We start from the raw sequence: 18,832 nt of genomic DNA on the forward strand, positions 1-18,832 counted from the left end.
TTATTGTCCTCCCTGTTGTTTTAAACTCAAGCGCACCACCTCTTCAACCGCCAGGTCTTTATTTTCTTGGGTGATTTTATTCACAATTTGACGCGCTTCCTGGGGTTTAAACCCCAAAGACTGTAAGGCACTGACTGCTTCACTTTGAACCCCGAGACGGGCCGGTTGCGCACTGTCTTTTGTACCACCTAATTCACCGATATTCACCTTGTCTTTCATTTCAATGATTAAGCGCTGTGCGGTTTTTTTACCGATTCCCGGTACCTGGGTAATGGCGGCCATGTCTTGTTCATCGATTACCCGGGCGAATTCCGCCGAGCTCATGGTGGATAGCACCGCCAGTGCGGATTTGGCACCGATACCATTAACTTTAAGAAGCGTTCTGAATAACTGTCGCTGGGAAAAACTCCTGAATCCATACAATATAGAGGCATCCTCGCGCACCAGGTGATGGATTATCAGTTGAATATCCTTGTTCAATTCCGGCAATTCAAAAAACACCGACGTGGGCACTTCTATTTCATAGCCCACACCCTGCACATCAATAATCACATGTGAAGGGGGTTCGGTGTGTGCCAATTGGCCTTTGATGAGTCCAATCACAAATTTCTCCAGCTACCGGTTCGACCGGCCATGACGTGTTGTTGGGCCCAACGGTTATTGGCATGACAAATGGCCACTGCCAAGCCGTCGGCCGCATCTTCTTGTATTTTGTCTTGTAAGTTAAGTAATAAACCAACCATATATTGTACTTGTGTCTTGGCTGCTGCCCCTTTTCCCACGACCGCTTGTTTGATGGCTTTGGGCGCATATTCATGGACTTTAACCGATTGTGCCTGAGTGGCACAAATGGCTGCGCCGCGTGCCTGCCCCAGTTTTATCGCTGATTGGGCATTTTTAGCCATAAAAACCGTTTCAATGGCCATTTCATGGGGGTTGTACTGTCTAATAATCTCATTGATTCCCTTGAAAATAATACCCAGACGTTCTGGAAAGTCACCGTTTCCACAACGAATGGTTTCATGGTGAACATAGCTTAGTTGCTGTTGTCTGGCATCAATGATACCAATTCCGGTGTAACGCGAACCCGGATCAATCCCTAAAATTCGTAACATGCATGTATCTCATAGAAACAGGTCATTGATTGGTTTTTAATCATTATCATAGGACTACATTTTAAGGGATGCGACGTTAAATTGTTATGTGATTGTTGTCAATTGGCTGAATGATTATCTTATTTTCACTATAATCATTGTTTTGATAATCATTTGTTTAGTGTATGAAAATTGCCAGTTGGAATGTTAACTCTCTAAAAGTTCGCTTACCGCAAGTGCTTGATTGGCTTGAACATGAACAGCCGGATGTGCTGGCGCTGCAAGAAACCAAAATCACCGATGAGGTGTTTCCGGCAAAAGCCATTGAGGAAGCCGGTTATCAGGTGGTTTTTTCCGGTCAAAAAACCTATAACGGGGTGGCCATGATTGCCAAACAAACCCCGGATGATGTTGTTACGGATATTGAAGGTTTGGATGATCCACAACGCCGTATCCTGGCGGCAACCATTGATGATATCCGCGTGGTTAATCTTTATGTGGTTAATGGACAGGCACCGGGCACCGAAAAATTTGCTTATAAACTTAATTGGTTACAAAAGGTCACGGACTTTCTCGACCAACAACTCAATGACTACCAAAATGTCATTGTTTTGGGTGACTTTAATATTGCACCGGATGACCGTGATGTGCATGATCCTGAAAAATGGCATGAGAAAATCCTCTGTACCACCGAAGAACGAAGCGCTTTAAACCGTATTTTAGATCTGGGTTTTCAGGACAGTTTTCGATTACTACATGATCAGGGTGGCTATTTTAGCTGGTGGGATTATCGTATGAATAAATTCTCCCGCGGCATGGGTTTACGCATTGATTTAATTCTGGCCAGTGATGAACTCAGTGAAACCTTGTCAGCCGCATATATCGATCTCGAACCAAGAAAAAACGAACGACCATCAGATCACACGCCCGTGGTGGCAGAGTTTGATTGGTAATACCGGAGTAGTCTATGAACAAATATACCCTTACAACGCGAATAATTCACTGGCTCAGTGCCCTGTTGATATTTTTTATGTTCATCAGTGGCTGGTATATGGTCGAACTGGATTATTACAGTCCCTGGTATAACCGGCTGCCGGAATTACACTACGCATTTGGTATGCTACTAATGTTGGTCTGGTTAATTAAAATTATTCGACTTTTCGCGGGTCAGCAAAAACGATTATCACCTCCGGTGAAACCCTTTGAACGCATTTTGTCGCAGCTTATTCAATTTCTATTCTATGTGTTTGTGACAGCATTGGTGATGACCGGCTATCTGATGATGACCGCTCAAGGTCAGCCAAAAATATTGTTTGAGTTTATTCATTTACCGGCTTTAACAGAATTTTCAGGTGCTGTGGTGGATACTATGGGTTGGATTCATGAATATGGTGCCTATATTCTCATTGGATTTGTGGCACTTCATGTCATCGGTGCGGTCAAACATCACTTTATCGATAAAGATGACACTTTAAAACGTATGATTTAGGAGACGTATGAAAAAGTTTATTTACTATTTAGTTCTTGGTTTGGGCACTTTGTCCGCTCAAGCGGCAGAGTATGATTTGGATATCAAAGGGCAACACGCCTTTGTCCAGTTTAAAATTCAGCATTTGGGTTTTAGTTGGTTGTATGGCCGTTTTGATAATTTTGACGGTTCATTTACCTATGATGAGAATGCGCCTGAAAAAGCGTCCATTGAAATGACCGTTCAAACGGGCAGCGTGAATTCAAATCATGCCGAACGCGACAAACATTTACGCAGTGATGATTTTTTAAATGTGGCCAAATACCCAACAGCCCAATTCGTCAGTTCTTCATTTACACCCACCAAAGACGGTCACGGCACCATGACCGGTGATTTAACCATTAATGGTGTCACCAATGAAGTTGAATTGGATGTGCAGTTTGTGGGCGCCGGCGATGATCCCTGGGGTGGTCACCGACGTGGTTACGAAGCCACCACAGAAATTAATTTAAGCGATTATAAAATTAAAAGAAGTTTAGGTCCTTCTTCTGAAAAACTATATCTAACGGTATCAGTAGAAGGTATTAAAAAATAATTTATTTTTTTTCATATTTATAAACCACCGTTCATCGGTGGTTTTTTTATGCTTGTCAGTTTGTTTGAAATTAGTGTTTTTAGGCTATGACCCAGTTCATCTTTAATATAAAGCCATTTAAACAATTATTAAAACTTATAAATTATTGATAATAAAATATTTTATTTGTTTTTACTTGTCATTATATGTGGATGGTTTTTTGGTTATTTTTTAACCATATTTATATTAAATGCAGTACACAACAAAAAAATAAAGGAAATGTCTATTTTTTGGGGAAATGGTGGGTCGTATAGGATTTGAACCTATGACCAATGGATTAAAAGTCCACTGCTCTACCAGCTGAGCTAACGACCCATAAAGGAAGTCTGAGACATGAGACGCCATGTCTCATTGAGGTGCGAAATGATAAATTATCTGGGAATAATAGGCAAGGATTTTTATCCATTAATTTGAAATAATTTAAATCTAATATAAAATCAAAGAATCCATCAATTCCCTTGTTCGATTAAATTATTATGATGCCGATAAAAAAAGCGCCCAGTGTCAGGCGCTTTTTACTTAATTGAGACAACCTTTTTAATCATTCCAGGCGTTATAACCACCGGTTAAATTAAACACCTTGGTGTATCCTTTTTTCCGAAAGTATTCAGCAGCCGCCATGGAAGACTGCCCCACCTGGCATAAAAATACCAAGGGGGTTTCTTTGTCCATGGATTCAATTTCTTCAATGGCATTTTTGTCCAAGCGTTTGGCGCCTGGAACCGTTCCTTCTGCCACCTTATCTTCCGGCCTGACATCATATATTTTTGGATTTTCAGCGTTGTCTGTATCAAACCAATCCTGCAATTCAGCCACCGAAAGCTCTTGTACAGCGGGTGGTTCATTGGGATTTTTAATGCGTAAACCGGATCCTTGTAATTCTTCAATCCATGAAATTTCAATATTTTGCGCCCGCTCCGCTGTGCCGATATCCATGTAAATATCTAAATCCTTGACTGTGGCCACCACTTCATAGCCTTTGGGGGTATCCAGGCTAAATCGGGTATTAAATTGATCATCAATGGATAAAAACAGTTTATGGCTTCCCGCCTCTTTCATACCCTCTTTAATATGATTCAATGCCTCATCACTGATGCTCATTTCAGGCGGCGTGCGGTCAGGTTTTTTTAAGCCCAGCATTTCGTGTAATTCGCCGGTGTTAAACATTTCAGAAATAATGTCGTTACCCCCCACAAATTCCTGGTTAATGTACAATTGTGGGATGGTGGGCCAGTCGCTGTATGTTTTAATACCTTCCCGAATGGCATTATCCTCGAGGACATTAAATGTGCTGTATTGGTTACCCAATAAATCATTGAGCATCTTCACAGTATTACCGGAAAATCCGCACATCGGCGTTTGGGGGTTGCCTTTCATAAATAAAAATACTTTATCAGACTGTATTAAATCGTCAATTCTCTGTTTAACGGCTTGATCTATATTAGACATCTAAATTACCTGCATTTAATGCGTTTGTTTGTATAAATTCTCTTCTTGGTTCCACCACATCACCCATCAGGGTGGAAAACACTTTATCCGCGGCCACCGCATCTTCAATGGTAACCTGAAGTAAACGGCGGGTTTCCGGGTCCATGGTGGTTTCCCATAACTGATCCGGATTCATTTCACCCAGGCCCTTAAAACGGCTGATGGTTAAACCTTTTTTCGCTGTTGTCAGTAAGTAACTGAGCACATCATTTAAGCTTTTTACGGGTATTTCATTCTCATCTTTCATTAAATAAGCTTCCTGACTGATCAAATCACTGTTTTTTTCAGCCACAGACATCATTTTTTTATAGTCTTTGGATTTAAAGAATAAATCTGTCAACACCGTTTGTTCAACTAAACCGTTGCTGTTTTTGGCAAACACCAGGGTATTGTCTTCTGCATTATGTGCAAGCTTCCATTCTATTCCAATGCGATTGTCCCGGTTTAAATATTGTGTGGCCTGGTCCAACCAGTGCTGATCAGGAGCCTGTTGGCTGTTTTCAAGTCGCGGTAATTGCATCAGGGTGTTAATCACTTTCTCATCATACACCAGCGACAACTTTTCCGTTATTAAACGCACTTCGGTTTGCTCTTTCACCAGACGGTATAAAACATCATCGGTAATGGGAGGCTGATCCCGATGATGGTAAAGCTGAATATTATCCAATGATCGGTTTAACAGGTACTCATTCATCTCCTCGTCATCTTTCATGTAGTGCTCCTGCTTGCCTTTTTTAACCTTATACAATGGTGGCTGACCAATATAAACATGTCCGCGTTCAATCAGTTCAGGGGTCTGGCGATAGAAAAAGGTTAAAAGCAGCGTACGGATATGCGAACCATCCACGTCCGCGTCTGTCATAATAATGATTTTGTGGTAACGCAGTTTATCCGCATCGAATTCCTGAGGGCCAATACCACAACCCAAAGCAGTGATTAAAGTACCCACCTCCGCAGAGGACAGCATTTTATCAAAACGCGCTTTTTCAACATTCAGTATCTTACCTTTAAGCGGTAAAATGGCTTGGTTTTTACGGTTTCGACCTTGTTTGGCGGAACCTCCGGCAGAATCACCCTCCACCAAAAATATTTCAGAATAGACCGGATCTTTTTCCTGACAATCAGCTAATTTACCGGGTAAACCGGCAATATCCAGGGCATCCTTTCGGCGGGTCATATCCCGGGCTTTACGTGCCGCTTCACGGGCTCTGGAAGCATCCAACACCTTTTCGGTCAACACCTTGGCTTCCTGAGGATTTTCCAGCAAAAAGTCACTCAGGTATTCGCCCACTGCACTTTCGACCACACCTTTAATCTCTGAAGAAACCAATTTATCCTTGGTCTGAGAAGAAAATTTAGGGTCCGGTGATTTCACAGAGATGACCGCAATCAAACCTTCCCGACAATCGTCCCCCTGCAATGAAATCTTTTTCTTAGCCCCTTCATTAACAAAGTTGTTCATGGTGCGGGTTAAAGCACCGCGAAATCCCGCCAAATGGGTGCCCCCATCCTTTTGAGGAATATTGTTGGTAAAACAAAATACTGTTTCGCGGTATGAATCGGTCCATTGCATGGCCACTTCCACAGAAGTGCCATCATCCTGTTCACGAATAAAATGAATAACCGTTTCATGTAAAGGGGTTTTACTTTCCGCTAAATGATTCACAAATGAGGCTATACCCCCTTCGTACTCAAACACTTTTTCAGTGGTGGTGCGCTCATCTTTTAAAACAATACGCACACCTGAATTCAAAAATGACAGTTCCCGTAAACGCTTGGCTAAAATATCAAAATGAAAATCAACATCGGAAAATATCTCTTGAGAAGGCTTAAACACCACTTTAGTACCGGTTTCGTCGGTATCACCCACGACCGTTAAATCGTTTTGCGGTACCCCCATATGATAGGTTTGTTGATGGATTTTGCCGTTGCGCTTAATCTCCAGATCTAAACGTTCACTTAAGGCATTGACCACTGAGACTCCAACACCATGCAAACCACCTGAGACTTTGTACGAATTGTCATCAAATTTACCACCCGCGTGCAGCACTGTCATAATCACTTCAGCAGCTGATTTGCCCTCTTCATGGGTGTCTGTGGGGATACCGCGTCCGTTATCAGACACCGCAACAGAACCATCAGATTTAATCTCAACTTCAATGGTGTCGCAATGTCCGGCCAAAGCTTCATCAATGGAATTATCCACCACTTCAAAAACCATGTGATGAAGACCGGTACCGTCATCGGTATCACCAATATACATTCCCGGTCGTTTTCGGACAGCATCCAGGCCTTTAAGCACCTTAATGTTCGACGAATCGTACTTTTCTGACATGTTGTCAATACCTAAATAAAAGGGTTTATTATAACACCAAAAGACCTTTTAAACGAACCTGCAAATACAGGGCTGTGAGGGTTTAAGAACTTAAAATAGAGCCTTTGCGAGGGTCTTGTTTCACGTGAAACACTTTAGGATTTTTAAAAAAACCACGAACAGGTCCGGCATCCACTGTGGTGATAAATAACTGACGGTTTTTTTGTTGTAAATAATCTGACAATAACTGCAGGGTTGATTGGTCCAACTCTGAATCAATATCGTCAAGACAAATAACCGGTGGATGATGATTTTCGGTTTCAAAGATTTCTATAAAGATAACGTACATTAATATAGCCAAAAGTTTTTTCTGCCCACGCGACAAAAAAACCTGTGCCGCCTGATTATTGACCCGGCACAGCAAATCGGCTTTATGAATACCCGCATCAATATAACCTTGTTTTAAATGCACTTGTTGTCTGCTGATTAAAACATCCAGCAAATTATCCTCATGCCAGCCTTTTTTATAGTCCAGAAAAAGATTGCTCTGTCCGGGTAAAAAATACTTAACCAGCCTGTTAAACCGATTTTGCAGTTCATTGAACACTTCTTGCCGCGCTTGGTGGGTCAATTCTGCCAGTTGGACGTATTGTGACTGCCACACGTCAATCTCGGCGCTTTTACCGTGTTTAAGTAATTTGTTTAAGTGTTGCTGAACTTTTTGTGTTTTGCGCCAAATATTCAAATACGACGGTTTCACGTGAAACACCAACCAATCTAAGAAGGTTCTGCGAAAAGCCGGGGCATGATCAAGCCATAAAAAACACCCAGGGTCTATCGCAATCACCGGGAATTGTTTAGCAATGTCTGTCTGGCGATGGATCATTTCACCCTGACATTTAATCGTTTTTTTGTTTAGTTTTGAATAGCTGACACCCAGCTTAAAACGGTTTTCTTGCACCGTGATATATTCACTGAAAATGCTCAGACAATCTTGCTGATGTTTGATCAGATCTGTGCTTTTGTGGTGTCGAAAAGAACGTCCGGTGGATTGCCAGTAAATGGCTTCGATTAAAGCGGTTTTACCACTGCCATTGGGGCCATCAATTAAGGTGGTTGCTGTGTCAAAAGTCTGATCCAATGAGCTGTAGCAACGAAAATTATGTATGGACAGCTTTTGTAAATACACCTTTATAAACGTAAAGGCATCACCACCAAGCGGCAATCAATGCGATCAGGGTGTTTAATCAGACAACTGGATAAAGGGTCTTTAAAACTAAACTGAACCTGATCATGATCGATAACATGGATGGCATCCAACAGGTAATTCACATTAAAAGCTGTTTCCATGTCCTGAATATGGGTTTCGACCTGAATAGAATCTTCTGCCTGTTCCTGATCTGGATTATGACCCAGGATTTGAAGGTGATTTGGACTGATTTTAAATTTCACCCCTTTGTATTGTTCATTCGACAATATAGCAACCCGCCGAAGTGCTTTTTCTAAACTGAGTTTATCTGCGGTGAAATCATTATCCATGTCCAACGGAATAACTGATTGGTAATCCGGGAACTTACCATCAATCAGTTTTGAGGTCATTTTAGTGCCCTCAACTTCAACACTAACGTGGTTTTTACCCAAATGGATGGCAATGTCTTGTTCAGTTTCTCTGATCATTTTATTTAATTCCATCACTCCTTTTCGGGGAATAAGCACTTGTTTATTAATACCCGCTTCGTTGTTGTAATCTGTTTCAGATAATGCAAGACGGTGACCGTCGGCAGAAACACAACGAATTTTATCGCTGAGTATTTCAAATAATAACCCATTAAGAAAGTAGCGCACATCATGGCTGGCCATACAAAAAACGGTTTGTTTTAACATCCGTGCCAATTCCTGACTGTCTATATAGACCGTTTCAAATGTTTCCACATCTTCCAACAAAGGAAAATCTTTGGCTGGTAAAGTACTTAAGCTGAATCGGCTTTCTCCGCTGGTGATTACACAGTGTTCATCATCGGCGCGAAAGGACATAATGCAACCGTCGCTTAATGACTTACATATTTCCAGTAATTTAAGAGCCGGTAAAGTCAGTTCACTTTGTTCCTCGGCATCAACCACAGCCACACTGGTCATTTCTACTTCTAAATCACTGGTTGTTAAACGCAGCTCATCCCCTTTTATGGAAAATAAAACATGGCTCAATACCGGTAATGTTCCCTTTTTTTCAACAACACCACAGATTTGGTTTAATGGCGCCAGCAACTGTTCTCTTTGTATTTTAAATAACATAGTATTATATATAAAAATAGTTATTATTATATTGAATAAATTTGTGCTTAACTTTGTAATCTATTGATATTAAACATAATTTATATCATTTCTTTGGTTTATATCTTGTGGATAACTTGTGGGTGAATTTTAAAATTCAAGTTATCTTCAGTTTATCCACAGTTTATACACAACTTATTCTATCAGTATATTCACAATCTTTTGTTTATCTTCTGAAAGCTCAGACTCTTGTTTAAGTAAGTCATTCATTTTTCGGTAAGCATGGAGTACGGTGGTGTGGTCGCGACCACCGAATAACTCACCGATTTCAGGGTAACTTTTGTCGGTTAATTCTTTACTGAGGAACATGGCCATTTGTCTGGGACGGACAATCGATCGCTTGCGGCTTTTTCCTAACAACTCAGACAATTTAACATTGTAATATTGAGCCGTTGATTTTTGGATATTTTCAACCGACACAATTTGGTGATTAACCTTAAAAAGTTCCTTTAATATTTGTTTGGTGTATTTTAAATCAATTTTTTTCCGGGTGAAATTGGCATGTGCTTTTAAAGTGCTTAAAGCGCCTTCTAATTCACGGATATTTGAATTTAATTGTTTGGCAATAAAATGCGCCACTTCATCACTGATATCCACTTGAATCAGTGCTGCCTTTTCTTTTAATATGGCGACACGAGTTTCATAATCCGGTGGATCAATGGGCACCGAAATCCCCCAACCCAATCGAGATTTTAGCCGGGATTCAAGTCCGTTCACCTCCTTTGGGTAGCGATCACAGGTGATAATCACCCTTTTTTGCCCTTCCAGTAAATAATTAAAGGTGTGAAAGAATTCTTCTTGGGAGCGTTCTTTACGGGCAAAAAACTGAATGTCATCGATGAGTAAAGCGGTCACCGAGCGGTATTTTTGTTTAAAGGCATCCATCGATTTTTGCTGGATGGCTTTCACCATTTGGTTCACATAAATTTCAGAATGCAAATAACACACCACTTCTTTTGGGTTATTTTTTTTGATTTCATTACCGATGGCATGCAACAAATGGGTTTTACCTAAACCGGTGCTACCATAAATCAATAAAGGATTGTTTTCCTCCACCCGGCTGGCGGTGGCCGTTTGTAAAGAAGCGGCCAAAGCAATGGTATTTGAACGTCCTTCAATAAAATTAGCAAAAGTGAAACGGGGATCTAAATGATCCGTAATTTTGATGGTTGTGGATTTTTTTTTGACGAACGGGGTGGTTTGGGGTTGGTGGTTAATTTGTTTGAGTTTTAATTCAACCGCCACCTCTTTGCCGGTGAGTTCTTTTAAAACAGCTTTAATATAGGTTAAGAAATGGGTACGGATTTTATTCAGGATAATGTCATTGGAAGCTTCCAGGGTAATCGAATCATTCACCAACTCAACATCCAGCGGCCTGATCCATAAGGTAACTTGGTCCTTGGGTAACACTGTTTCCAAGCGCTTAAGACAATTTTCCCACATGTTGAATAGCCAATACTCATTAAAGGTGAAGTGAAGACCGCCAAGTATAGCAAGATTGGCCCGGAATTGATATTCTAAAGAGAGCAGGTTTGCGGTCATGGTAGCCGCCTAAGTGGCTATAAAAGAAAGCATTAAATGGCTTGAAAAACAACAAAAAAAGATTTAAACTTGCCGGCCTTTTTAGCTGGTGAATAAATTGTTATTCAATCGGCATTCTATTGTCTGGTACACGCTGTGCCGAAACATGATGTTTACGACAAGATTATTTAGGTGACATAACATGAAAAGAACATACCAACCAAGTAAAACAAAGCGCGCCAGAACCCACGGGTTTCGTGCCCGTATGAAAACCCGCGGTGGAAGGGCTGTGATTAATGCACGACGTGCCAAAGGCAGAAAAAGACTGGCGGCTTAAACCATTGCGTTTACTGACATCAGTCAGGTGCTGAGGCTTTAATCGAAAGGGTGTGCCTTGCAACGATTAACCAAACACCAAAGAATCAGAACCCGACCTGAATATGGTCGGGTTTTTAATCAATCCAAGAAAATTCACTCCCCACATTTTAAACTGATGGTTCATTGGACCCAGCAAAATCAGCCGGCGAGATTGGGTTTGATTGTCAGTAAAAAAGCAGCACCGAAAGCGGTGGACAGAAACCGAATTAAGCGCCTTGTGAGAGAATCTTTTCGGCATCAAACCGCACTCAAACCGGCCGATTATGTGATGGTGGCAAAACCTTCGGTCAAACAATTAACCAATCAACAGGTGTTACAGAATTTACAACAACTGTGGCAGCGGATTTAAGAGTAAGTCATGAATAATCAAAAGAATATTTACCTCATTATTATGATGTTTTTGGGGTTTTTGTTGTACGTCCAATGGCAAAAAGATTATCACCAGCCACAAGAAACGGCCGTGGCCGATTCAACAACCTCTTCAGCTCAGTTAATTGATCAAGTGGATACACCAAATCCTGTGACTGAACCTAACAGCGCTGATATCCCAAAACCCACGCAATCTTCGGAACAAAGCCAAATGCCGGAGAATCAGGCACAGGTAGCAGAGACCATTCAGGTTATCAGCACCGTTGATACACCTTTGCTGAAATTACAATTTTCTGACCAGGGTGGTGCTTTGGTGTATGCCGAGTTAAAGCAGTATCCGCTGAAGAAAAATGAAGATAAAAATGTGATTTTAATGGATTACCGCGAGCAACCCTATCGCGCCGAATCCGGTTTGGTGGGTAACGAGCTGAATTTTACCCATCAAGATATTTTTTACACCGAACAAAATCAGCTCAAGGTAAGCAATCAGCCCGTGGATTTGGTCATGACCTCCCAAAAAAATGGAGTGACATTAGAAAAAACCTACCACATTCAGCCCGATAGTTATGAGATAAAATTAACCCAACGGGTCATCAATCAATCTGAAAACAACCTGTCACTCAGTGATTACCAACAAATCAAACGCAATAACCCCTGGAAAAACGCTTCGCCGTCATTTACAGACGCCGGCCGTTATTCCTTTAAGGGCGTGGGCTATTTTGACATTGAAAACGGCTATGAAACCCTTGATTTTGAAGATTTACAGGAAGAAAAAATCAATAAAACCATGGGACCCGGTGCCTGGATTGCGATGGTACAGCATTACTTTTTCACCGGTATCATACCCGAAGCTGAACAAGTCAGTGTGCAAACCCAATACACCGCCGGCAGTCGCTATCCCTATTTAATCCGTTATATCGCACCGGCCAAAACAGTGACATCAGGTGGTCAGACAGATTTTCACTCGACCTGGTTTGTGGGCCCAAAATTACAGGATGAATTGCCGCAAGTGGCCAGAGGTCTCGATCTCACCGTCGATTATGGTGTGTTTACCGCGATTTCGAAACCTTTGTTTTGGTTACTTGAAAAAATCCACGGCTTTGTTGGTAACTGGGGTTGGGCCATTGTGTTGTTAACCATTTTAATTAAATTGGTGTTTTTTAAACTCTCTGAGGCGCAATACAAATCCATGGCACGGATGCGCAAATTACAGCCGCGAATTCAGACATTAAAAGAGCGCTACAAAGACGATAAACCCAAATTTAATCAGGAAATGATGGCCTTGTACCAAAAAGAAAAGGTCAATCCTTTGGGAGGCTGTTTACCTATTTTGATTCAGATTCCGGTGTTTATTGCGCTGTATTGGGTGTTACTGGAGTCAGTGGAACTGCGCCAGGCACCGTTTATTCTGTGGATTCAGGATTTATCCAGCCCTGACCCCTACTTCATCTTACCGGCGATTAATGCCATTGCTATGGTTATGACCCAACGCTTATCACCGACGCCGGGTATGGATCCGATGCAACAAAAAATCATGAAGTTTATGCCGATTGCATTTTCCATCATGTTCGCCTTTTTCCAGGCCGGTTTGGTCCTATACTGGGCATTGAATTCAGTGTTATCCTTAGGTCAGCAATGGGTGATTACCCGCCGCATTGAAGCCCAGGACAGTGGCCAGACGGTTAAAACAAAAAAAATAGACAAAAATAAAGATAACAAAAATTAACCATGAACCAGACAACTGACACCATCGCGGCCATTGCCACAGCGCCGGGTACCGGTGGTGTCGGTATTATTCGGGTTTCCGGTTCTGATGCGTTTTCTATCGCTCAACGCCTGGCGAGAAAAAGCCGTTTTAAACCGCGTTTTGCCCATTTCAGGTCATTTTATAACAGCGAACAACAATTAATTGACAGCGGCTTATTACTGTATTTTCCGGGACCTAATTCATTTACCGGTGAAGATGTGGTGGAAGTTCAGGCCCATGGCGGTCATGTGGTATTAAATATGCTGTTAAGCGAAATTATTCGCCTGGGCGCCCGTATGGCCAGGCCCGGTGAATTTTCAGAAAGGGCGTTTTTAAACAATAAAATGGATTTGGTGCAAGCCGAAGCCATCGCTGATCTTATCGCCGGCGGTTCAGAACAAGCCGTGCTGGCCTCACAACGATCGTTACAAGGTGAATTCTCTGCCGAGATTAACAAACTCTTAAAATCGCTGATAGAAACCCGTGTTTGGATTGAATCTGCCATTGATTTTCCTGAAGAGGAAATCGATTTTCTGGCAGATTGTGAGCTTCGCAGGCAATTAAGCATGTTAAATCAGTCATTAATTGCCGTACTTAAAAAAACCCAATCAGGTGTATTACTGAATCAAGGTATCAGTATTGCCATTATCGGTGCCCCCAATGTTGGCAAGTCTTCTTTACTCAATGCCCTCACTGAAGAACAAACGGCTATCATCTCAGACATTGCCGGCACCACACGAGACGTGATTAAAGCCGATATTATCATCCATGGCATTCCGGTTAAATTAGTCGATACCGCCGGTATTCGTGAAAGTGATGATCCCATTGAACAACAGGGCATCGAACGTGCCCGGGCCATTCAGGCCAGTTGTGATGTTATTTTATTGGTGTATGATGGCAGTCGGGTGATTGAACAACTTCCAAAAGCGAAAGCCAATGAATTGGTGGTGTTAAATAAAATAGATTGTTTACATGCGGACAATCAAACACGGCAAGTGGATGTCCGTCTCTCAGCGAAAACCGGTGCCGGTCTTGATCAATTAAAACAACACATCGTTGCCATGGTCACAGGTGGCGATCTGGCTGAAGATACCTTCACCGCCCGTCAACGGCATATTGAACAATTAAAATTAACACAACATCACGTGCATCTGGCCGAACAGCATTTGTCACATAATATCGGTGAATTGGCCGCGGAAGAATTACGCCTGGCACAACAAGCGCTCAATGCCATTACCGGCGAATTCACGTCGGATGATTTACTGGGTGAAATTTTTTCCAGCTTTTGTATCGGTAAGTAAGCCGTTTAATGACACAACACTTTCTTTTTTCTTCCTTATTGTTGTGTCATGATAGCGTGGTATGTCAATTCTATTGATAACTCCGGATAACAAAATGGCGATTAAATCAATCAAGACAAAAACCTTCTTGCTGTTATTGGGCATGACCTTGAGTATGGCTCTGCTGCTGGTACTGGCTGTTTCACTGAGTTTTGATCGCGGTTTTAGTCGCTATAAACAATCTCTTTATGACGATATCAATCAAAACATGGTCAAGCAATTGGCCGATTATTATCAAAAAAATGGTCATTGGCAGGCATTCAAAATCGACCGCGGTTTGTGGCAAGAGTTGTTGATCAACAGTCTTATTGAACAGACAGAACAATCGGATAATAATCATCGTCATGAGCGCCGTTGGAAGATGTTTAAATACCACGCGCTACTGGCTGCTGATAAAACCCTTATCACAGGTCGCCGGGTACCTCATCATCAACCGTTGAAATTAATGGCCATCCGGGTCAAGGATACAACGGTTGGTTACTTGCGTATTCCTGACAGACAGGCCATTAATAACCACCTCGATAAAAAGTTCAACCAAACCATGCAAAAGTGGTTTGTGGTGTTGTTTGGGTTGGCACTGTTATTTACTTTGTTACTCAGCTGGCCGATTTCAGGCTATTTTACGCGCCCCATTCGACGTTTAAACCAGCATGTAAAAAAAATGAGTCAGGGACACTATGGCGATATGATTGATATTAACCGTGGCGATGAGCTGGGACGACTGGGCGATAACATCAATCACTTGAGCCAGACATTACAGGCCAACAGTGAAAACCAAAAAACTTTTTTTACCGATATTTCTCATGAATTAAGAACACCCGTTTCGGTGTTGCGGGCCCAAATTGAGGCCCTGCAAGATGGTATAGTAAAACCCGAAGACGAACAACTCAATCAATTGCACCGTCAGGTCATGAGCTTATCCCTGTTAATCAATGATATTCAGGATTTAGCCGGTACCGAACTCGGTGCCATGCAATATCAAAAACAAGCCGTCAATTTAAGCCAGTTATTACATTCTGTCATCCGCTCATTTTCATCACAAGTCAGTGACGTGCAATTAACCTTAACGCAGGATATTGAAGAAAACCGATGGATTATCGGTGATGCATTGCGTTTACAACAATTATTTAATAATGTACTGAATAACGCGTTGCGCTATACCGATGCCGGTGGTGTCATCAGCATCCGCTTAAAAACACACAAGCAACAGCTTGTCATTACGTTTGAAGACAGTGCCCCGGGCGTTGAACAGCAATACCATGAGAGATTATTTGAACGTTTATTTCGACCTGATTCTGACCGCAATAAACATCGGGGCGGTTTTGGCATCGGTCTGACCATTGCTAAAAACATCGTCACAGCCCACCAGGGTACCATTCAGGCCTTTGATTCATCCCTGGGCGGTCTGACCATAACAATCCGTTTACCCCTGGAAAAAGACAGCCATGAATAAACATATTTTAATTGTTGAAGATGAAGCGCCGTTGGCCGAGTTGATGGCTGATTATTTAAAACGGTCACAATTAGACACCACCATCATCAATCATGGTGATGATGTCATCAGGTGGCTAAAAAAAAACAGCCCGGCCGTGATCTTAATGGATTTAATGCTACCGGGACAAGACGGCTTGGAATTAACAAAAACTATCCGCGAATTTTCACAGGTTCCTATTATTATCACAACTGCAAAAGTCAGTGAAATTGATCGATTGATGGGTCTGGAAATTGGCGCTGATGACTATGTATGCAAGCCGTACAGCCCCCGTGAATTGGTGGCCAGAGTCCAGGTTCAATTAAGACGGCATAATAGTCAACCGATAGCCACTGATTTGACGCTGGATGATGCTCAGATATCGGCACATATCCAACAAAAATCAGTTCAGTTTACGGTGGTCGAATTTAATTTATTGAAAACATTGTATCAACACACTGGTCAGGTAATGAGCCGTGATCAACTGATGAATCAGGCCTATCAGGATTACCGCATTATTTCTGACCGCACCATAGACAGTCATATTAAAAAAATTCGAAAAAAATTAAAAACCATCGATGACCATGATTATATTCAGTCTATTTATGGGCTGGGTTATCAGTTTGTGTCTAAATAAAATTTTTATCCATAATATTTGCACGTTTGTTGGTTATGATGACTTTAAACCAACAGGAGAAAATCCATGAAAAAATTAGTATTGATAAGTTTAGGTCTTTTAATGTTTGCCGGTATGGCTACTGCTGAACATGGCAAAGGAATGTACGACGAATTGAATTTAACGGAAGATCAGCAAAGCCAAATGCAAGAACTAAAGGCCGACCATATGCAACGCATGAACGCAGCACGAGATCAGGTAAAAGCCGAAACTCACGAAAAGATGGCTGAAATTTTAACTGAAGAACAAATGCAGCAATGGCAAGAAATGAAAGAGCAAAGACAAGAGCGTATGAAAAACCGCATGAAAAAAATGAAGCATAAAAAGAAACATCGACGTGAAAACAAAGGCATGATGGATGATGATAATCAATAAACCTTCCTTTTCTTAAAACGTATAAAACGCCACCACTCAGGTGGCGTTTTTTTATGTTCCCAGACAGAAATTGCTATAATGATTGATTTGTAGGGGATTAATGATGAAATTAGGCGCTTTTTCTGTGAGTTTACCGGTTAAAAATTTAGCCAAATCGAAAGAGTTCTATGAGCATTTAGGCTTTGAGCAATTTGCAGGTGATGGTCAACATTACCTTATTATGAAAAATGAAGAGACCCTGATTGGCTTGTTTGAAAATATGTTTGAAGAAACATTACTGACATTTAATCCCGGTTGGGATCAATCAGCCAATCAATTATCGGATTATGATGATGTCAGAACAATACAGCAAAAATTGATGGATGAAAACATCAAATTAGAGCGCCATTGTGATTCTCAAGGTCAAGGCCCTGCCAGCATAGTGGTCAAAGATCCCGATGGTCATACCATACTGATTGATCAGCATGTCAAATAAACAGCGTTGTCAATGGGCGCAAAACGCCACACCTTTAGAACAGAACTATCACGATCATGAATGGGGTCGACCGGTTTATGAGGATAAAAAATGGTTTGAATTTATCGTCCTGGAAGGCGCCCAGGCGGGTTTAAGCTGGTCCACCATTCTGCATAAACGCGAAGGTTACAGAAAAGCTTTTTCGAATTTTGATTTTGAACAGGTGGCTCAATTTACAGAAAAAGATCAGGCACAATTAAAAGAGAACCCTGAGATTGTTCGTAATAAGCTCAAGATCGCATCTGCAGTCAGCAATGCCCGGGCCTTTATCAAAGTACGCCAGGAGTTTGGCTGCTTTAATGACTATATCTGGCAATTTGTCGATGGACAACCGATAATCAATCATTGGTCTGAGTCCGGGCAGGTTCCTGTCACCACGAAAGAGTCCGATGCCTTAAGTCGTGATTTAAAAAAACGCGGCTTTAAATTTGTCGGCAGCACCATTTGTTATGCACTGATGCAGGCCACCGGTCTGGTCAACGACCACACCACCGATTGTTTTTGTTACGATAAATCCCTTAGGAGTTAAATGATGTCAAAACTATGTACATTTTCTGTGCTGATCAGCGCTTTATTATTAAGCTTCGGTATTCAAGCCGGAGAATCATCCGAAGCAAATAACTCTCAAGCTTTTTTTAACAATATGAAAGAGCTGTGCGGCGAAGTCTTCACCGGTGCCAGCACCTACCCCGATGATCCGGATCATGATTTTGCCGGTAAAAAACTGGTGGCTGACTTTGCCGATTGCAGTGATACTGAAATTCGCATTAAATTTGCCGTGGGCGAAGACCATTCCAGAACCTGGGTAATCACAAAATCCGATAAAGGTCTATTGCTGAAACATGATCATCGTCATGCCGATGGTACACCCGATGAAGTCACCAATTACGGCGGTTGGGCAAATCAAGCCGGTAGTGCATATCAACAATATTTTGAAGCCGATGAAGAAACCGCGACATTGATTCCTGAAGCATCAACCAACGTCTGGATGTTGTCGTATGACCCGGAGACAAAGGTGCTCACGTATGATTTGAAGCGTCATAAAGAACCCCGTTATCAGGCTCAATTAACACCGCAATAAAGTTGATAGCCATAAGTGGCTGTGGCAGTCA

General features: G+C 41.8%; 20 protein-coding genes and 1 tRNA gene. 13 read left to right on the forward strand and 8 right to left on the reverse strand.

What is annotated here, in order from left to right; translation table 11 throughout:
* Both ruvA and ruvC read right to left on the reverse strand, forming a co-directional pair.
* A complete protein-coding gene (ruvA, locus tag IEV16_RS03825; protein ID WP_188364344.1) occupies positions 1–603 on the reverse strand; it encodes a Holliday junction branch migration protein RuvA in 603 nt (200 codons plus the stop codon).
* Entirely contained in the window at positions 600–1,115 is a 516-nt protein-coding gene (gene ruvC / locus IEV16_RS03830) for a crossover junction endodeoxyribonuclease RuvC (RefSeq protein ID WP_188364345.1), read from the reverse strand. The genes ruvA and ruvC overlap by 4 nt, the downstream gene beginning before the upstream one ends.
* Positions 1,116–1,279: 164 nt before the next feature.
* On the opposite strand from ruvC, the gene xth reads away from it, so the two are divergent.
* The 3 genes from xth to IEV16_RS03845 are packed head-to-tail and all read left to right on the forward strand — an operon-like array spanning position 1,280 to position 3,157.
* Complete coding sequence (gene xth, locus IEV16_RS03835; RefSeq protein WP_188364346.1) at positions 1,280–2,047, forward strand: exodeoxyribonuclease III; 768 nt, start codon at positions 1,280–1,282, stop codon at positions 2,045–2,047.
* 14 nt (positions 2,048–2,061) lie between these two features.
* Complete coding sequence (locus IEV16_RS03840; protein WP_188364347.1) at positions 2,062–2,583, forward strand: cytochrome b; 522 nt, start codon at positions 2,062–2,064, stop codon at positions 2,581–2,583.
* Between the two features lie 7 nt (positions 2,584–2,590).
* Entirely contained in the window at positions 2,591–3,157 is a 567-nt protein-coding gene (locus tag IEV16_RS03845; protein WP_188364348.1) for a YceI family protein, read from the forward strand.
* Between the two features lie 278 nt (positions 3,158–3,435).
* Here IEV16_RS03845 and IEV16_RS03850 read toward each other — a convergent pair.
* The 6 genes from IEV16_RS03850 to dnaA all read right to left on the reverse strand — a co-directional run bounded on the left by IEV16_RS03850 (position 3,436) and on the right by dnaA (position 10,772).
* Positions 3,436–3,511 (reverse strand) — tRNA-Lys (locus tag IEV16_RS03850).
* A 222-nt stretch (positions 3,512–3,733) separates the two neighbouring features.
* The gene (grxD, locus tag IEV16_RS03855) at positions 3,734–4,645 is read right to left on the reverse strand and encodes a Grx4 family monothiol glutaredoxin (protein ID WP_188364349.1); all 912 of its coding nucleotides are present in this window, start codon (positions 4,643–4,645) and stop codon (positions 3,734–3,736) included.
* On the reverse strand, positions 4,638–7,019 hold the full coding sequence (gyrB, locus tag IEV16_RS03860; RefSeq protein ID WP_188364350.1) for a DNA topoisomerase (ATP-hydrolyzing) subunit B: 2,382 nt from the start codon (positions 7,017–7,019) through the stop codon (positions 4,638–4,640). The genes grxD and gyrB overlap by 8 nt, the downstream gene beginning before the upstream one ends.
* An 82-nt stretch (positions 7,020–7,101) precedes the next feature.
* Positions 7,102–8,187 (reverse strand): DNA replication/repair protein RecF, encoded by a 1,086-nt coding sequence (recF, locus tag IEV16_RS03865; protein WP_188364351.1) that lies wholly within the window; start codon positions 8,185–8,187, stop codon positions 7,102–7,104.
* A 2-nt stretch (positions 8,188–8,189) separates the two neighbouring features.
* Positions 8,190–9,290 (reverse strand): DNA polymerase III subunit beta, encoded by a 1,101-nt coding sequence (gene dnaN / locus IEV16_RS03870; RefSeq protein WP_188364352.1) that lies wholly within the window; start codon positions 9,288–9,290, stop codon positions 8,190–8,192.
* A 174-nt stretch (positions 9,291–9,464) separates the two neighbouring features.
* Positions 9,465–10,772 carry a chromosomal replication initiator protein DnaA gene (gene dnaA / locus IEV16_RS03875; RefSeq protein ID WP_188364353.1) on the reverse strand — a complete coding sequence of 436 codons (1,308 nt, stop codon included), beginning with the start codon at positions 10,770–10,772 and terminating at the stop codon, positions 9,465–9,467.
* Positions 10,773–11,052: 280 nt separating this feature from the next.
* On the opposite strand from dnaA, the gene rpmH reads away from it, so the two are divergent.
* From rpmH to IEV16_RS03925, 10 genes are all read left to right on the forward strand, one after another.
* Complete coding sequence (gene rpmH, locus IEV16_RS03880; RefSeq protein WP_188364354.1) at positions 11,053–11,187, forward strand: 50S ribosomal protein L34; 135 nt, start codon at positions 11,053–11,055, stop codon at positions 11,185–11,187.
* 57 nt (positions 11,188–11,244) lie between these two features.
* Complete coding sequence (gene rnpA / locus IEV16_RS03885) at positions 11,245–11,577, forward strand: ribonuclease P protein component (RefSeq protein WP_188364355.1); 333 nt, start codon at positions 11,245–11,247, stop codon at positions 11,575–11,577.
* A gap of 9 nt (positions 11,578–11,586) precedes the next feature.
* Positions 11,587–13,323: a membrane protein insertase YidC gene (yidC, locus tag IEV16_RS03890; RefSeq protein ID WP_188364356.1), complete on the forward strand. Its 1,737-nt coding sequence runs from the start codon at positions 11,587–11,589 to the stop codon at positions 13,321–13,323.
* 2 nt (positions 13,324–13,325) lie between these two features.
* Positions 13,326–14,645, forward strand: coding sequence for a tRNA uridine-5-carboxymethylaminomethyl(34) synthesis GTPase MnmE (mnmE, locus tag IEV16_RS03895; protein ID WP_188364357.1), 1,320 nt, complete (start codon positions 13,326–13,328; stop codon positions 14,643–14,645).
* 94 nt (positions 14,646–14,739) lie between these two features.
* Positions 14,740–16,137 carry an ATP-binding protein gene (locus tag IEV16_RS03900; protein WP_188364358.1) on the forward strand — a complete coding sequence of 466 codons (1,398 nt, stop codon included), beginning with the start codon at positions 14,740–14,742 and terminating at the stop codon, positions 16,135–16,137.
* Positions 16,130–16,792: a response regulator gene (locus IEV16_RS03905; RefSeq protein ID WP_188364359.1), complete on the forward strand. Its 663-nt coding sequence runs from the start codon at positions 16,130–16,132 to the stop codon at positions 16,790–16,792. The genes IEV16_RS03900 and IEV16_RS03905 overlap by 8 nt, the downstream gene beginning before the upstream one ends.
* Before the next feature lie 66 nt (positions 16,793–16,858).
* Entirely contained in the window at positions 16,859–17,206 is a 348-nt protein-coding gene (locus IEV16_RS03910; RefSeq protein WP_188364360.1) for a hypothetical protein, read from the forward strand.
* Positions 17,207–17,306: 100 nt separating this feature from the next.
* Positions 17,307–17,681, forward strand: a complete 375-nt coding sequence (locus IEV16_RS03915; RefSeq protein ID WP_229728236.1) for a VOC family protein — start codon at positions 17,307–17,309, stop codon at positions 17,679–17,681.
* The gene (locus IEV16_RS03920; RefSeq protein ID WP_188364361.1) at positions 17,671–18,249 is read left to right on the forward strand and encodes a DNA-3-methyladenine glycosylase I; all 579 of its coding nucleotides are present in this window, start codon (positions 17,671–17,673) and stop codon (positions 18,247–18,249) included. The genes IEV16_RS03915 and IEV16_RS03920 overlap by 11 nt, the downstream gene beginning before the upstream one ends.
* Positions 18,250–18,801 (forward strand): hypothetical protein, encoded by a 552-nt coding sequence (locus IEV16_RS03925; RefSeq protein ID WP_188364362.1) that lies wholly within the window; start codon positions 18,250–18,252, stop codon positions 18,799–18,801.
* The last annotated feature ends 31 nt before the right edge of the window (positions 18,802–18,832 follow it).

Origin of the sequence: Marinicella pacifica, assembly GCF_014636635.1 — a bacterium.
Taxonomy (GTDB): domain Bacteria; phylum Pseudomonadota; class Gammaproteobacteria; order Xanthomonadales; family Marinicellaceae; genus Marinicella; species Marinicella pacifica.

Coding starts and splice junctions, on each gene's coding strand:
- IEV16_RS03845 (WP_188364348.1), top strand. CDS start 2,591: ATGAAAAAGTTTATTTACTATTTAGTTCTTGGTTTGGGCACTTTGTCC.
- IEV16_RS03915 (WP_229728236.1), top strand. CDS start 17,307: ATGATGAAATTAGGCGCTTTTTCTGTGAGTTTACCGGTTAAAAATTTA.
- yidC (WP_188364356.1), top strand. CDS start 11,587: ATGAATAATCAAAAGAATATTTACCTCATTATTATGATGTTTTTGGGG.
- IEV16_RS03925 (WP_188364362.1), top strand. CDS start 18,250: ATGATGTCAAAACTATGTACATTTTCTGTGCTGATCAGCGCTTTATTA.
- xth (WP_188364346.1), top strand. CDS start 1,280: ATGAAAATTGCCAGTTGGAATGTTAACTCTCTAAAAGTTCGCTTACCG.
- IEV16_RS03840 (WP_188364347.1), top strand. CDS start 2,062: ATGAACAAATATACCCTTACAACGCGAATAATTCACTGGCTCAGTGCC.
- gyrB (WP_188364350.1), bottom strand. CDS start 7,019: ATGTCAGAAAAGTACGATTCGTCGAACATTAAGGTGCTTAAAGGCCTG.
- IEV16_RS03905 (WP_188364359.1), top strand. CDS start 16,130: ATGAATAAACATATTTTAATTGTTGAAGATGAAGCGCCGTTGGCCGAG.
- rpmH (WP_188364354.1), top strand. CDS start 11,053: ATGAAAAGAACATACCAACCAAGTAAAACAAAGCGCGCCAGAACCCAC.
- IEV16_RS03900 (WP_188364358.1), top strand. CDS start 14,740: ATGGCGATTAAATCAATCAAGACAAAAACCTTCTTGCTGTTATTGGGC.
- dnaA (WP_188364353.1), bottom strand. CDS start 10,772: ATGTGGGAAAATTGTCTTAAGCGCTTGGAAACAGTGTTACCCAAGGAC.
- IEV16_RS03920 (WP_188364361.1), top strand. CDS start 17,671: ATGTCAAATAAACAGCGTTGTCAATGGGCGCAAAACGCCACACCTTTA.
- dnaN (WP_188364352.1), bottom strand. CDS start 9,290: ATGTTATTTAAAATACAAAGAGAACAGTTGCTGGCGCCATTAAACCAA.
- mnmE (WP_188364357.1), top strand. CDS start 13,326: ATGAACCAGACAACTGACACCATCGCGGCCATTGCCACAGCGCCGGGT.
- ruvC (WP_188364345.1), bottom strand. CDS start 1,115: ATGTTACGAATTTTAGGGATTGATCCGGGTTCGCGTTACACCGGAATT.
- grxD (WP_188364349.1), bottom strand. CDS start 4,645: ATGTCTAATATAGATCAAGCCGTTAAACAGAGAATTGACGATTTAATA.
- IEV16_RS03910 (WP_188364360.1), top strand. CDS start 16,859: ATGAAAAAATTAGTATTGATAAGTTTAGGTCTTTTAATGTTTGCCGGT.